The organism is Hymenobacter telluris (assembly GCF_017313265.1).
Taxonomy (GTDB): Bacteria; Bacteroidota; Bacteroidia; order Cytophagales; family Hymenobacteraceae; genus Hymenobacter; species Hymenobacter telluris.
Map to the genome: position 1 here is coordinate 16,219 of NZ_JAFLQZ010000029.1, position 15,572 is coordinate 31,790.

11 protein-coding genes are annotated in these 15,572 nt (G+C 55.3%); 8 read left to right on the forward strand and 3 right to left on the reverse strand.

Features of this window, described 5'->3' with window-relative positions; genetic code table 11:
* The 8 genes from J0X19_RS23875 to J0X19_RS23910 all read left to right on the forward strand — a co-directional run bounded on the left by J0X19_RS23875 (position 1) and on the right by J0X19_RS23910 (position 10,330).
* The gene (locus tag J0X19_RS23875; protein ID WP_206986937.1) at positions 1-1,218 is read left to right on the forward strand and encodes a restriction endonuclease subunit S; all 1,218 of its coding nucleotides are present in this window, start codon (positions 1-3) and stop codon (positions 1,216-1,218) included.
* 100 nt (positions 1,219-1,318) lie between these two features.
* Positions 1,319-1,960 carry a Pycsar system effector family protein gene (locus J0X19_RS23880; protein ID WP_206986938.1) on the forward strand — a complete coding sequence of 214 codons (642 nt, stop codon included), beginning with the start codon at positions 1,319-1,321 and terminating at the stop codon, positions 1,958-1,960.
* A gap of 25 nt (positions 1,961-1,985) precedes the next feature.
* Entirely contained in the window at positions 1,986-3,323 is a 1,338-nt protein-coding gene (locus J0X19_RS23885; RefSeq protein WP_206986939.1) for a nucleotide-binding domain-containing protein, read from the forward strand.
* Positions 3,324-3,336: 13 nt separating this feature from the next.
* Complete coding sequence (locus J0X19_RS23890; RefSeq protein WP_206986940.1) at positions 3,337-6,636, forward strand: type I restriction endonuclease subunit R; 3,300 nt, start codon at positions 3,337-3,339, stop codon at positions 6,634-6,636.
* Positions 6,636-7,412: a M48 family metallopeptidase gene (locus J0X19_RS23895; RefSeq protein WP_206986941.1), complete on the forward strand. Its 777-nt coding sequence runs from the start codon at positions 6,636-6,638 to the stop codon at positions 7,410-7,412. The genes J0X19_RS23890 and J0X19_RS23895 overlap by 1 nt, the downstream gene beginning before the upstream one ends.
* A gap of 43 nt (positions 7,413-7,455) precedes the next feature.
* Complete coding sequence (locus J0X19_RS23900; RefSeq protein WP_206986942.1) at positions 7,456-9,009, forward strand: hypothetical protein; 1,554 nt, start codon at positions 7,456-7,458, stop codon at positions 9,007-9,009.
* A 71-nt stretch (positions 9,010-9,080) separates the two neighbouring features.
* Entirely contained in the window at positions 9,081-9,491 is a 411-nt protein-coding gene (locus J0X19_RS23905; RefSeq protein ID WP_206986943.1) for a hypothetical protein, read from the forward strand.
* Positions 9,492-9,640: 149 nt separating this feature from the next.
* Entirely contained in the window at positions 9,641-10,330 is a 690-nt protein-coding gene (locus tag J0X19_RS23910; RefSeq protein WP_307788527.1) for a recombinase family protein, read from the forward strand.
* 389 nt (positions 10,331-10,719) lie between these two features.
* Here J0X19_RS23910 and J0X19_RS23915 read toward each other — a convergent pair whose 3' ends face one another.
* The 3 genes from J0X19_RS23915 to J0X19_RS23925 all read right to left on the reverse strand — a co-directional run.
* Positions 10,720-12,315: a T9SS type A sorting domain-containing protein gene (locus J0X19_RS23915; RefSeq protein WP_206986944.1), complete on the reverse strand. Its 1,596-nt coding sequence runs from the start codon at positions 12,313-12,315 to the stop codon at positions 10,720-10,722.
* Between the two features lie 279 nt (positions 12,316-12,594).
* A complete protein-coding gene (locus J0X19_RS23920) occupies positions 12,595-14,931 on the reverse strand; it encodes a T9SS type A sorting domain-containing protein (protein ID WP_206986945.1) in 2,337 nt (778 codons plus the stop codon).
* Positions 14,932-15,310: 379 nt separating this feature from the next.
* On the reverse strand, positions 15,311-15,572 hold a 262-nt coding region (locus J0X19_RS23925), incomplete at its 5' end, for a hypothetical protein (protein ID WP_206986946.1).

Sequence of the window (15,572 nt, forward strand, 5' to 3'; positions counted from 1 at the left end):
ATGCAAATGAAAGATTTGCCGGAAGGCTGGCAGCTGATTCAGTTGCGCGACGCTGTTACAAAAGTTGGCAGTGGTGTCACTCCTAAAGGAGGAAAAGAGTCTTATCAAGCTAGTGGAATACCGCTAATTAGAAGCCAGAATGTGCTTGATGGAGTGCTGGATATCAAAGAAGTGGCTTTCATTTCAGAAAAACAGCATCGGCAAATGTCGTCCAGTGCGGTGTATGCCGGTGATGTACTGTTGAATATCACCGGCGCTTCAATAGGTCGTTCCTGCGTTGCGCCTCATGGAATTGGTGAAGCCAATGTGAATCAGCATGTATGCATCATTCGTCCGACTGCAATAATCACTCCTCAGTATCTGAATTTGGTCTTGTGCTCCAGCTATGGACAAAGGCTCATTGACAGTTACCAAGCAGGTGGCGGTAGGCAGGGACTGAACTTTGAGCAGATTAAATCATTTCCGATACCAACGCCACCGGTTGAGCAGCAGCGGCTCATCAATGGAGCTATAACTACCTGGGATGACGCCCTGAAACTCCAGGCGCGCAAGCTGCAGCAGCTGCGCAAGCGGAAGAAGGAAGTGGCCTTTAGGCTTATGTCGGGTACTAAAAGGCTAGAAGGCTTTACCGGGGAATGGCGTAACGCCATTCTTTCAGAATTCTTCGCTCGCCTGACCACTCGCAATGCTGTAGGCAATACCAATGTGCTTACTATCTCGGCTCAACAAGGGTTGGTGAGCCAGACGCGGTACTTTAATAAGTCAATAGCCAGCGAGGAGGTAAGCACCTACTATCTGCTTAACCGGGGAGATTTTGCCTACAACAAAAGCTACTCAGCAGGTTACCCAATGGGCGTAATTAAGCCGTTGACGCAGTACGACCAGGGCATCGTTTCGCCTCTCTATATCTGTATGAGGCCAATTACCAACGACGGAGGCTTCTTCGAGCATTTCTTTGAAATAGGAATATTGAACCGTGGTATTTCCCGCATCGCGCAGGAGGGAGCCCGCAACCACGGCTTATTGAATGTAAGCGCCCGCGACTTTATGGAGCTTGATGTAAGAATTCCGGAAGCCGATGAACGCCGGGCCATTGCCGAAGTCCTGAACACGGCTACTAAGGAAATACGCCTTGAAGAAGACAAGCTGGCCGCCCTGCGCGAGCAGAAGCGGGGCCTGTTGCATCAGCTCCTGACCGGCCAGCTGCGGCTTTCCTAACCCTTTGTAAAACCGATATTTAATCCGGCTTGTCGGCCGGTGCCTGCCACTGCTTTGCCCGGCCGACAGCCTTTCCCTATCACCATTTCCCTATTCCTGTATGAGCAATACCCCGTCTCCCCAATCCGCTAACCCGCCGGCCTGCTTGCCGAGCAAAGACCAGCTGGAATTATTCCAGTTCAACATTGGCCGCTACGATGGTTACTTCGACGCTATCAACAACAAGGCAAACTTCTGGCTGGCCTTCGACAGCTTCGTGCTGGGCGCTGCCGTCGTCGCCTACAAAGACTTTGTACAGCCCCTGCAATCCACGCTACCGGTGCCATCGGTTGCCTGGTGGCTCGATATGGGCATCGGGCTGTACGTTGCCCTAAGCCTCGTCAGCATCGCGCTGATCCTCTGGGCCTCCTTCCCGTTCTCACCACTGCCCAAAAAGCCCCGCCGCTGGGTTCGGTGGTTCCGGCCCAAAGCAGCAACAGCTGCTACCGCTAACAATCAGCCGTCTGCTGCTCCGTTGTCGCTGCTCTACTTTGAGCACGTTGCCCACCGCCAGCGCGATGCATTTCACTTGGATATTACCCAGTGCACTCCCGATATGCTGCACCGCGACTACTGCGACCAGGTTCATGACTTGAGTTCTGGTCTGGCCGCAAAATACCGCCGGCTGCGTCGGGCCGGCCGGGTGCTGTTTGCCCAGCTGTTTCTGCTGGCCATCCTCTTCCTGGGCTTCTACTTCGCTTGATTTTTAACCCTTTAAGCCTATTTATATGAGTCAGTTTTTGTCGCAGTATTCCGCTCAATTGAATACCATTCTCCGCAAGGAGCCAACCGATCAGGGTGGTATAGCCCTCAGCAAATCACACCCAGGCGGAAAGTTGCTTACAGAGTCGCGCACGTTCAGCGACACAGGTCGTAGTGTAGGCCGTCGGAGTATTACCGCCTTTCAACAGCCCCTGCAGGGCGATAAAACGCTGGTAAACTTCAAGACCTCTCAGCTGGAAGAGCTGTTCGGGCTGAACCCGATGGCATTTGCTGAGCCCAGCATCGGTGCCCATCCTGATTTCACTAGTGTCGGCCATGAGGAATTCTGCTACCATCACTGTGTATCCATGTTCGTGGATATCAAAGGCTCTACGCGCCTTAGCACCAGGTATTCTCCGCTCGAGGTCCGTCAGATTAAAGATACGCTGCTGACGGCCTGTATTCACATTGCGGGCTTCTTTGGTGGCCACGTCCACCGCCTGCAGGGTGATGCTGCCTTTATACAGTTTGTGCGGGCCAACCACAATCCCTCCGATTCCATCATCAATTCCCTGAACGCGGCCAGTGTTCTGGCCCTCTTCGTTTCTCAGACGTTGGCTGAGGTATTCGAGGCCAATGGCATCAAGCCCCTTTCCATCCGCATCGGCATCGACTACGGCACCGACGAGGATGTTATCTGGAGCCATTACGGTCTGCCTGGCCGCTCCGAGCTTACCACCACCAGTTTTCACACCGATCTGGCCGCGAAGCTCCAGCAGGCAGCGGGCACCAATGAAATCCGGATTGGTGGCAACGTGCGCGAAACCCTGGACCTGCCGGATGAATTCTGGCGCTACGCCCTGAAACCTGATGGAATGCCGGACCGCTACATCTTCAATTACAACGGCACCATCTACAATCAGTACATCTTCGACTGGCGCAAATTTCTGTTGTCCTACGACTTCGCCAAACTGGGTACTGATGGCAAGACCATTGACGTCAATATCGACCCGAACCGTTCCCACCTGCGCTGTGAGGCCAACGACCATGGGAATTTGATGCATTACCGTCCCAACTCGCTGGCCATGCCTAAAAGCTGGTCGCTCACCTACAAGCTGTTCCGCGGTGGGCGTTGGTACGAGCCTCAGCCCTGGGAAGTAGTGGAGTGGCGTATTGTCAACCGGGGCAAGGAGGCTACTGCCGCTAAGGCGACAGGCCAGCAGTATGTACTAGGTGGTAAAGTGTATGCGCACAAAACCACCAGTACTAGCTACGTGGGGCATCACTACATGGAGTGCAAAATCACCAGCCAGCATGGTAGTGTGCCCACGCAGCACCTGAAGTTTCCCATTTTCATTCGCTAACCCGCTCTCCCGTATGTCTATACTTCCTTCCACTCTCGAAGACGCCGCCAGCCAGCTGCCCGCACTGCTGCTGCTCCAGCAACTGGGCTACACCTACCTCACGCCTCAGCAGGTACTGGAAGAGCGAGGCCACCGCTTGGCCGAAGTGCTGCTGCCCGAGCGCCTGCGCGCCTGGCTCAAAGCCCACAACCGCTTTACCTACCGCGGCCAGCAATACGAGTTTTCCGATGATGCCATCAGCGCTGCCATCGAGGCCCTGCGCCGCCCGTCGCTTGAGAAAGGGTACGTGGCCACCAGCCAGGAAATCTACGACCGCCTCACCCTGGGCTTCACCGTCGAACAAACCATTCAGGGCGACAAGAAAAGCTACACCATCCACTACCTCAACTGGAACCCCCGCGAAGTCGACCGCAACGACTTCTGCGTGACCGAGGAGCTGAGTGTGCAGCGTACCACCCGCGCTGAAGCCGACGAGGAGGAGAGCGAGGACGATGGCACTACCTACCGCCCCGATGTGGTGCTGTACGTCAACGGCATTCCCCTGGTCGTTATCGAGTGTAAGGCGCCTACCCTCAAAAACCCCATCCAGCAGGCCATTTCCCAGCACCTGCGTCAGCAGCAGCCCGGCGGTATCCGCCCACTCTACCTCTATGCTCAGCTGCTGCTGGCCGTCGCCGGCGATTCCGATTCCGACCAGGAAGAAGGCCGCCACGCCCCCCGCTACGGCACCACCGCCACCCCCGCCGAGCTGTGGGCCGCCTGGCGCGACCGTGCCGAAGACGACCCCCGCCACGCCGCCGACCGCCGAGCCCACTGGCAGCAGCTCAAAAACGACAGCCTCAACCTGCCCGCCGGCTACCAAGCCCTGCGTCAGAACCCCGAGCGCCGCGCCCTGCTGCTGCCAACCGTCGCCGCCGAATGGACCCTCACCGTGCAGGATATGCTGCTGAGCGCCGTCTGCCAACCCGCCCGCCTGCTCGACCTCATTCGCAACTTCATTGTATTCGACGGCGGCCAGAAAATCGTGGCCCGCTACCAGCAGTTCTACGGCGTGCACGAAACCGTGCACCGGGCCTTGCAGGGCCAGGGCGGCGTACTCTGGCATAGCCAGGGTTCCGGTAAGTCGCTTACCATGGTTATGCTCGCTCAGCTGCTGGCTGTTCGTATCCCCACTGCCAAAATCATTCTGGTGACTGACCGCGTTGAGCTCGACGACCAGATTTACGCCACTTTCCAACGCTGCGGCCGCGAGGTGGTGGCGGCCAGTACCGGCACCACGCTTGCCCGACTGCTGCAGGACGAGCACTCCACCGACATCGTGGCCACGCTTATCCACAAATTTACGGCCGCCGTCAAGGTGCTGGAGCGCGAAAACACGCCCCTCAACCGTCCCAACGTGTTTGTGCTCGTCGATGAGGGCCACCGCTCCCAGTACGGCCGACTCCATGCCCGCATGAAGCAGGCACTGCCCACGGCCGCGTTCGTGGGCTTCACCGGCACGCCCCTTACCAAAGCCGAGAAGCACACTGCCCGCGAGTTCGGCGGCCTGATTCATCGCTACACCATTACCGATGCCGAAAAGGACGGTACCGTGCTGCCCATTCTCTACGAAGGCCGCATGCCTGATTTCAGCACCAACGATGGCCCCCTGAATAACTACTTCAAACGCTTAGTTGCCCACCTGCCCGAAGAGCAGCAAACCACCCTGCGCGAGAAGTACAGCCAGCAGAGTCGCCTCAGCCACGCCGCTCAGGTGCTCTACGCCAAGGCCTACGATATATCCCTGCACTTTGATGATACCTGGAAGGGCAGTGGCTTCAAAGGCCAGTTGGCTGCCCCCAGCAAGCTGGCCGCCATCCGCTTCAAAGGTTTCCTCGATGATATCGGCCTGGTTACCTCCGAAGTGCTTATTTCCCGCCCCGACGACCGCGAAGGCAACGACGACGTGCACGACGCCAGCACCGATGAGGTGCAGGTATTCTGGCGCCGCATGATGGACCGCTTCGGCACCGAGGCCAACTACGAAAAAACCCTCAAAGACGGCTGGCGTGCGCCGTCCGGCTCCCCCGATATCATCATCACCGTCGATAAGCTGCTCACCGGCTTCGATAACCCCATCAACGTGGTACTCTACCTGTGCCGGCGCTTGCGCGAGCACACCTTGTTCCAGGCCGTGGCCCGCGTAAACCGCTGTGCCCCCAACAAGGAGTTTGGCTACGTTATCGACTACGAGGGCGTCACCGAAGAGCTCCAGTTGGCCCTTAAAATCTTCGGCAACCCCGATTTTGAGGTCTACGAGCAGACCGACCTGAACGAGGCTATCCGGCTGGCTTCCCTTGGGGCAGCCGTGAAAGACCAGCTTCCCCAGGCCCGCGCCCACCTGCAGGAAATTTTCCAGACCCTGCTTGGTACGCCTGATTTGGCCGCTTACACGTCCTTCCTTGCCGATGAGGCCCTGCGGCCCCTGTTCTTCGAGCGCCTGCGCACCTTCCAGCGTCTGCTGCACCGGGCCATGTCCTCTGCCGAGTATCTGCAGTCCACCCTGCCCGAAACCGTGGATAGCTACCTGCACGACCTCACCTTCTTCCAGAACCTGCGCACGTTGGTCCTGCGCCGCTACGACGTCTCCCCCGACTTCAGCCACGTTGAGCCTCAGATCCAGAAACTGCTCGATACCCACGTTTCTGCTACCGAAATGCTACCCGTCATCGAGCGCATCAACATCTTCAGCGCCGATTTCCCAGCCTTGGTGGTGGAGCGGGTCGAGCAGGAGCATAGCGAGGAGGGGGTAGCCTACGAAATCGGCACCCAGCTCACCCGTACCCTCACCGAGAAGCTTAACGAGAATCCTGCCCGCTACCAGGAGTTTATCGACCGCATCAAAGCCGCCATTGCTGAGTACCGTCAGGACCGCCTAGATGCCGCTGAGCTGCTGAAACATATAATGGCGGTTCGGGAGGAGTTCCACGACCACGCACCCGCTACCCGCCCAGCTCACCTGCACGGCCGCGCCGTGGCTTCGGCCGTCTTCGACCTGCTTACGCCCTCTTTGTCCAACGTCGCCCCCGACGACCTGGCCACCTGGGCCACTCAGGCCGAAGCCGTTATGTTCGACACCGTCCACGACGCCCACGGCACCCGTTACGTCGACTGGCAGAAACCCGGCAGCGCCATCCTGCGCAAGCTCCGCCAGGCCCTCGGCGACCAGCTCTGGGAGCTTCGTCGCCTTGATAATACGCTCGCTGAATCTACCCTCGATGACCTGGAGCGCCAGCTCGAGTCAGTCACCATTGCCCACTACAAAGCCAACTGATGAAAACAACGTCCGAGCAGGGGCAGGTGCAGTTCGGCTCCGCCCTCATTCCTTACACCGTGGAGCGACGTACCCGCCGTTCACTGGCCCTCTCTGTCCATCCCGACGGCCGCCTGACTGTTGTTGCCCCCCAGGCCGCCACCGCCCAGGAAATTGCGGAGCTGGTGCATAAGCGGGCTGCCTGGGTACTCACGCAGCAAGAGCGCGCCAACGCTACTCCTACTCCCGCTATGGCCCCCCAGTATTGCAGTGGCGAATCCCTCTACCACTTGGGCCGTCAGTACCGCCTGCGTGTGCTGCCCGGCTTCCCGGGCGCCGTTAGCCTGGATCCGCCCCAACTAGTAGTCACCACTCGCGACCCGCGCAATGGTCCCGCCGTCGGCCGCCTCGTCGAGCGCTGGTACCGCGAGCAGGCACAGCAAGTCTTGGAAGAGGTATTTGCCCGCATCCTGGCTCAGCTTCCTCCATTGCTGTTTCCTGTGGCAGAGCACCCCACTATGCGCTTGCTGCATATGCCCCGCCGCTGGGGTAGCTACGTGGCTCGCACCAACACCATTCAGCTCAACCCGGCCTTAATCAAGACCCCTCGCGCCTGCATTAAATACATCATCATCCACGAGCTGACCCACCTCCGCCAGCCCCGCCACGACCGTCCTTTCTACGACCTCCAGACCCGTCTTCTACCCGATTGGCAACATTGGGAAGCCCGCCTGCAGGAATTGGAACCGCTACTGTTAACGGCTACTCCAACAGTAGATACAGACGCCTCTAAATAATTTATTACTGTTCTGAATTTCAGAATTTAAACTTAGAATTATCATGGAATCAAAAACAACATCTTCATCTTATTCAGATATTTTATCAAGCCTAGCTATCCTTCGAGTACAAAATGGCAATGGTCAAGACTATCTGCAGAACTTTGTGCCATTCTTAGCGGAATGCATTCGTAAATGCAGTAACGATACGGTGACTTTAGCAGAAATTAGGGGACTTTTTATGAGCACGTTCGGTCTAAATGTGCCTCAAGGGGTAGTTAGAGTTCTATTAGAAAGAGGCGTAGCTGCAGGCTATCTTAAGAAGACTAATAAAGTTTACCAACGATTGAACGGTAGTGTTGCTAATCTAACAATTGAGCATGACCGTGCTGAAGCAAAGCGAAAATTAGATGCGCTGCTTCAAAAATTTGCTGATTTCGTTCAGTCCGAATTGAAGCATAGTATAAGCACAGAAAAAGGAGAGCAAATACTATATGACTTCATTCGCGAGTATGGGAGTGATACTTTAGTCCCTTCACGTCATAGCCATAGTGCCGAGGATTCTGATAGCTACTTGGCTGGTGAATTTATTAAATACTTAGACGCTAAAGATCCAGTAGGTTTCGACTACCTCCTTTCGGCAGTCCAAGGCAGTATGATGTCTTCTATGCTACATTATGAAGACCAGAGTAAAATAAAATTGCCGTGGCAGAATACGTCCATATACCTTGATACTCCGTTCATTTTGCGGACTCTCGAATTATACGGCTCTGTCATACAAGCGCCTTATATCGAACTTGTTAGGACACTGATAGCTGAAGGAGTAAATATTAAGTGCTTTTCTCGCACGCTTGAGGAAATTCAAGGTGTATTGAACTCTATAAAGACTAGGTTACAAAGTGGTCAAAAAATACTTCAAAGCTTCGAAGAGTTAGGGGAGGAACTATTGGCCACTAGTTATAAGCCTGTTGATATCCAGCTTTTGTCTGCCAGCTTGGAGGATAGACTTAACAAGCTTGGAATTGAAGTAGAAGATGAACCACCGCACTTGCCACATTTGGTGCTTGACCAACTTAAGGCTGAAGAAGTATTTCAATCAAAATTGAACTATAAGCGTGAATCAGCTAAGGAGCATGACGTTGCTGCTGTTCTATCTATACATCGACTCAGACTAGGACGTCATCCCCAACAAATTGAGCGTTGTGTTGCGTTGTTCGTTACAACTAATTCACGCGTAGTTCAGGCTGCCGACCAAGTAATGAGGGAGCAGACTTACCGAGCTTCGGGTGAAGTATCATGGTGCATGCAACATGATGCTTTGGTTACACGGCTATTCCTTAAAAATCCGGTGACTCTTACTAGCCTACCCCGCAAGCAAATTATTGCTGATGCAATGGCTGCATTGAAACCAACACCAGACTTATGGCAACTATACTTGGCTGAGATAAGTGCTTTACGTGCGAAAGGAGATATTAGAGAAGAGGATATAACGTATCTGCGTTGTGATCCAGAAGCACTGAGCGCTTTGACCAAACTTACTCTGAATGATTCGGAAACTTATGCAGAAGGGACTGTTGAGCAGGTTCTAAGGGATTCGCGCGCAGCAATTATGAGCTAGAGAACAAGGTTGCAACAGAACTTGAAGCCAAAGCTGAGTTAGAAAGTAGATTGAATAAAAACTCCGAACTATTGATCGAAGAACAACATCGAGTTGCTCAGAAGGAGCAAGAAGTGGTAGGATTATCAGGAGAGATAGCTGCACTTTCCCAAAAAGTTGATGCCAGTAATAGGCAAACGGCTCACTTGAAAGCTAAAATTGACAGGATATCCAAAATAGTAACTTGGTTTGTCTTTTATAGCACTTTGCTGGTTTTTGGCTGGGTAACATGGAGCTATCGTTTACAAAACTATTTCCCTGTTCACTTCAGTAATTCTACCGAGTTTCAAACTACGACACCTACTCAATGGCTCTCACTATTGCCATTTGCTGTATTAGTGTTTCTAGCTATTAGTCCACTATTCGGTAAAGCTCGTGACTTCGCAGATTGGGTAGCAAGTAAAGTAAGTTTAGCTCTAACCAAAGTCCTTTTCACATCCTAAACGAAAACCACATTAGATATTATATATAATATCTAATGTGGTTTATTTGAAATTTCACCGATGCTGTGAGCAAGATATTATAAAGGGCCCTTGGACATTTTATAAACGGTCGTTTGTAAAATGTCCAACCTCCCTACCTTTAGGGGTAATTGTTCCTTCTCCAACTGCCCTCATACATGCCCTACGTCGCCTACTACCGTGTCAGCACCTTGCAGCAAGGGAAGAGTGGGCTCGGACTGGCCGCCCAGCAGCAGCTGGTGAAGGCCTTCGTGAAAGAAGAAAATGTACTTGGGGAATTCGTCGAAGTCGAGAGTGGGAAGAAGACCACACGCCCGCAGCTACGAGCGGCCGTACAGCTGGCCCAGCGCCAGGGGGCGGTTCTCGTGATTGCCAAGCTAGATCGGCTTTCGCGCAACGTGGCCTTCATTGCCTCGCTGATGGAGTCGGGGGTGGAGTTCGTGGCCTGTGATCAGCCCCAGGCCAACAAGTTCACCCTGCACATCTTTGCTGCCCTGGCCGAGCAGGAGCGCGATATGATCAGCGAGCGCACCCGCCGCGCCTTACAGGTGCTCAAAACGCAGGGCAAGCAGCTCGGTACGCCGGCCAACCTGACGCAGCAGGTCCAGGCCCAGGGCTTAGCGGTCCGGCAACAGAATGCGCGTACGCACGAGGCTAACCGCCAGGCTACCGCCTTGATCCTGGCTCGACGAGCACAGGGGCTGGGGTACAACCAGATTGCGCAGGAGCTGGAGGAATTGGGTTTTCGCACCCGCCGGGGCTGCCGCTTCACCCACAAACAAGTCCAGCGCCTGGCCCAACGCGCGGCTGAGCCCGCTTAAACAAGACCCTGTTCTGCCACTTCTCATGTGGCAGTGGAATTCTGGCTACGTATTCGGGAAACCCATACTGCGAGCAATCCCGATGGCTATGCCTATCAAATGGCGAGTTAGGTAGACGATGAGACGTCCCATACTTTTAGCTGATGAATGTAGGTAGAAACAGGCAAGCATAATAGTAACATATTGCTTGCAACTAGCGAGGGCACTCTACTTGGACAGGAAAGGGAAAACGGCCCATTGCGAGTGGGCTCCTTTCGCGGAAATTCCACACATAAGATTGCCTCTCAGATAACCCTTGAAATAGTGGTGGGTTTTGTCCCAACAGACCGCTGCCCCCAACGTTTTACTTCCGTATACTGGCCAAGTTTGCTTGCTAAACCAACAATGAATTACTCTTTCACGAGTTTGGTGGTGCGGCCCGTGGTCCGGTCGCGCAGCAAGTAGAGGCCGGCGGGTAGGGCCTGCACATCCAGGGGCTGAGCGGAGAGCTGACCAGCGCGCACGACCTGGCCGAGCTGGTTGAGCAGCTGGTAGGGCGTGCCCAGCGGGCCGCGCAACGTGAACTGGGTGCGAGCTGGATTAGGGAAAGCGGTGAGAGCAAGCTGGGTGGAAGCCGACGTAGTGCTGAGCGGGTCAGCGGCCAGCTTGACTACCCAATAATCGCCATAGCCGTAATTAGCTTGACTTCTGTCGCCGCTGATGCCGGAGTAGGAGTATCCACCAAGCAGGTAGCCCCCATCGATGGTTTGCGTTACAGAGGCCATGCCATCCACTAGACTTCCGCCCAAAGTCTTCTCCCATTGTTTGGTACCGGTAGCACTGAGCTTGACGATCCAGTAATCCTGGACACCCTGATTAGCTTGCGCTTTATCACCACTACTGCCAGAATCAGACACACCGCCTACAATGTAGCCTCCATCACGAGTTTGTTGCAGTTCCCTGAAAAAATCACCGTCACTTCCCCCTAGCGTTTTATCCCATTGCTTGATGCCAGCAGCATCCACTTTCACCACCCAGTAATCATAGTCACCTCGGCCAGCCTCGGTTTTGTCGCCGCTAATACCGGATCTGGAAATTCCGCCTAGCACATAGCCCCCGTCACTGGTCTGCTGCAGATCGTACAGCGCCTCTCCATCAGCGCCGCCATAGGTTTTATCCCATTGTTTGACCCCGCTAGCATCAAGTTTAACCAACCAGTAGTCGTCGAGTCCTTGAGAAACCTGCGTTTTGTCCCCGCTAATGCCAGCAGACGAGGAGCCTCCTAGAATATATCCTCCATCGGTGGTTTGCTGCAAGTCTTCCAGGGGACTCTGTCTATCGTTGCCGAATGATCTGTCCCACTGTTTGGTACCAGTAGCATCAAGTTTAACTACCCAGTAGTGATACGTAAAGCGGTATACTGGATTGCCTTGCGTTACATCGCCACCTGAAAAGGAATTCGAGGAGCCACCTAGGATATAGCCTCCATCACTGGTCTGCCGCACGCTGCTGAGAATGTCATTATCGAATGATCCGAAGCGTTTATCCCACTGCTTATTGCCGCTGGCATCCAGCTTGACCACCCAATAGTCATTAATACCCCGGCTGGCCTCGGTTTTGTCGCCACTGATACCGGAGAAAGAGTCGCCTCCCAGAATGTAGCCCCCATCGCTGGTTTGATGCAGGGAAGCAAACTGGTCAGCGGCACTACCGCCAAAACGCTTGTCCCATTGCTTGGTGCCCGCGGCATCGATCTTGACCAGCCAGTAATCATAGCCGCCTCGGCTGGCCTGGGTTTTGTCGCCGTCCATAGGCGAGTCAGAGAAGCCCCCCAGGATGTAGCCCCCATCGCTGGTTGGCTCCACGAACTTGAGTTCCTCATTGCCGCTGCCGCCAAAGCGTTTATCCCATTGTTTAACGGGTGCAGGGACTTGAGCCGTGGCCTGAGGCGCGGCGCTGAGCAGGCAACCGGCCGTGAAGAAGAGAGCAGATAGAAGTGTGCGCATAGGAAGAGGGCAAGAAGAAAGATACTATCAGCTAATGCCCAGCAGTACGGGCAAGCTCAAAAGCAAAGAGAGAAATGATTAGCAGATGCTAGTATTCGATACGCCGTAAGAAGGCCTCGGCCATCCTGCCACCCCGTAATGAGTGAGTAGCTCACTCCTGCTTCTTTGTTGGTGGGCTACCAAGCGAAAGCGGGTAGTTATTGGAACGAGGAAGCCAAGAGGAGTGCCCGACTTATAGTAATCGGGCATAGTCTAGGGTATAACCTAACAACGCTGGTATTAGTGTTGCACGAGTAGGGTGCGGGTGATTGCGTTCTGCGGCAGCTGCACACGAACGACGTAGGCGCCGGCTGGCAGCTGGCGTACGTCCAGCTGGGCAGGTGCGGTGGCCGAGAGCCGAACCGCTTCGGTGCGCACCACCTGGCCCAAAGCATTGGTTACGACCACAGTTGCCGGTACGGAGGACGCCCCCGACCAACCTAGCTGCACTAGACCGCTAGCGGGGTTCGGATACACACTCAACAAGGCGGCGTTGCGGGCAGCAAGGCGGGAAAGGATGGTACGCACTTCCAGCACGGCTGTTGTGGTGGCCGTGCAGCCGTTTGGGTCGGCGTAAGTGTAGGTGATCGTGTGTTGGCCCACACCCGCCACTTGCGGATTGAACGTGTTGAGCGTGACACCCGGTCCGCTATAAGTACCCCCGGCCGGCGTGCCGCCCGTGAGCGGAAAGGGGGCCTGCGTCAGAGCCATTGGCGCGAAGGGGGCTAGCGTGACAACGGGCAGCGGTTGGCTGGTGTAGGTTACCGGTGCTGAGGTGGTGGTGCCGCACGAACCGACGGCTCGCAGGCTATAGCTACCAGCTTGCGTAGGCTGGTAAGTGAGGGTAGTTGCGCCAGCGATCGGTTGCCCGTTCAACAGCCATTGGACGGTGGTACCCAGCGTGGCCTGCCCCCGTAGCGGCGGCAGCGCAGTCCCGGCGCAGACGGTAACCGTGCCGGTGGCTGTCAGGATACCGGCCTGCGTGGTCGAGCGAATCACCAGGGCGCGGCCTTCGCCGGAAGCGGGTAACGCGGGCGTACCGGAGGCCACCACCCGGATGCGGTAGTAGCGCCCGTTGGGCACGGAGGCGGGTATGGTGACCGGGATACTCGTTGTGCTGGTACCCGTGACGCTACCGACGGAAAGGGGCGTCAGGAACGAGCCGAGCGAGTCGGAGAGCTGGGCCGTGAACTGGGTGGTCGGGGCAAAGGTAGCGGCGGTGGTAAAGGGAATGGACAACTGGCTGCCTGGACACGCCCACAGGGGCGGCTCATTTGTGCCCATTGTGTGCAGCACCGGCCGCAGCCGCCATAAATAATTGTACGTGTATGGCCTGCTAGACGAATTAGTGTAGTGAGACGCTATCGTATCGGTGCCCAGCGTGTAGCCCCCCCGCGTACTGGTACTGACCACCGCCATCTCGCCCGAGGCGGTTATCTGCAGAGAGGTGAAGCCTTCGTTGAGGATCGCAACGGGAGTAGCCCCATAAGTCACTCCAGCAACGGCCCATTGACATAAGCCTTCTTCTGAATACATGGCCAACACGGGCACTTGGCCCCCGTTGCCGGCCGGCAACGTTATCCCGTTGCCAAGCGTGACGCCGTTGCGATTTGTTTGTGCCACATAGAGGTTGCCGACCCCGTCCACCACTGAGTGGAAATTTCCCGACGTGGGTACCCACGGGCGCACCCACCGGGCGATGCCGGTTGCTGCGTGGAGACGTAGCAACGATTGCCCCGCCGGCATGCTCAGGCCAAATACCGTATTAGCGGCGCTATTGGCCAAGGTGAGCACATCCCCCGAGGGCAGAAAGTTTAGCAGTGCAATTTGATCCGTTACGTTAGTCCCCAGAGCCTTTGCCCAACGGGGCGACCCATCGGCATTGATATACGCCAAGCAGACATCAGGGTAAAGCAAAGGCGAATTCGTAGAGAAGGTGAACGGCCCTACGTTGAAATAGACTAGGAAGGAACAACTCAAAACGACGTCCCCATTCGGACTCACGTCGAATTGCCGGAGCACATCCGTGTTGCGTCCGCCATAGGAGCGCGCCCATACTTGCTGGCCAGTGGGCGAGAATTTTACCAAGTACACATCACTATTGCCTTGACTACTTAGCTGCGTGGGACCAATCCCAATAGTACCGCTATAGGTGCCAGCCAAGTAGGTATTGCCCTGGCCATCGGTTTTGATTTCGGAGAAGTCCTGAATGCCGGTGCCTTGGGTGCTCGTGGCCGGGCCGATACGACGGGCCCACAAGATAGTGCCCGCCGTATCGGCTTTATAGAGAAACGTATCAGGCACGTTACTAGCGCCAACGGTGCGGAGCGTATCGCGCCCAATGACCACCGTGCCGTAAAACAGGCCCGCTACGATAACATTACCGGCTGGGTCCACTGTCGGGTGGAGGGTTACCAGACCACTGTGCTGTTGCGGCTCAAAAACGCGACGTATCCGCCCCTGAGGCGAGAGGGTGATCAACCAGGACGCGACGCGCTGATTGTTGCTGTTGGCCCGCAAACGAGCTGGAGCCACCAACCGGGTGGAGCCGACTAGCAGCGTGTCCAACGTACGCACCCCCAAGTAAGTAGTGCCGTCAGCTGCTGCGGCCGCATGCGTGATGCCAAAGATCTCGCTTGCGCTATTAACCGTTGGTAGCGGCGCGAGCACAAACCGGGACCTAACTTGCGCCTGACCACTTTGGGTGAGGAAAAGCAACCCATAAAAAAGCAGTAGAAGAACGCGCATCACCGAAGAGGATTTAAAACAGAATAATTCAAGGAGTATTGTGTATTAAAAGTACTAGCTTTTTTGATTTATGCAGGGGCTATGGAAGGCAGACAAAACAAAGACCGCCCGTCCAGTTGCGCAATCACCGGCTGTTCTGTCTTTTAATACTTTGAAAAGAGCAGTCCCTATGGTGTCCATCTGTACTCGATCATCGCAAACAGCTACCTCAGTCCCCAAATCGACGATCAGTTGGTCCAAGAGGAACAGCAGGCCCAAGCAGGATATTAAGTGCATACACGGGCGTTATCAGAGCAAACGCGAAGTGCCCGGACAGTAAGATCCATAAACAAGCGATGTATATCCCCTGCTTTTTCGAGGCTTTACGCAAGCACATACGTGTTATAGGAACGACCAGCAAATTGATCAGAAACCCGAGCCCAAGCGCGTACACAAGCAGTTGCCAGTCAGTATAGTAGTAATCAGTAGGG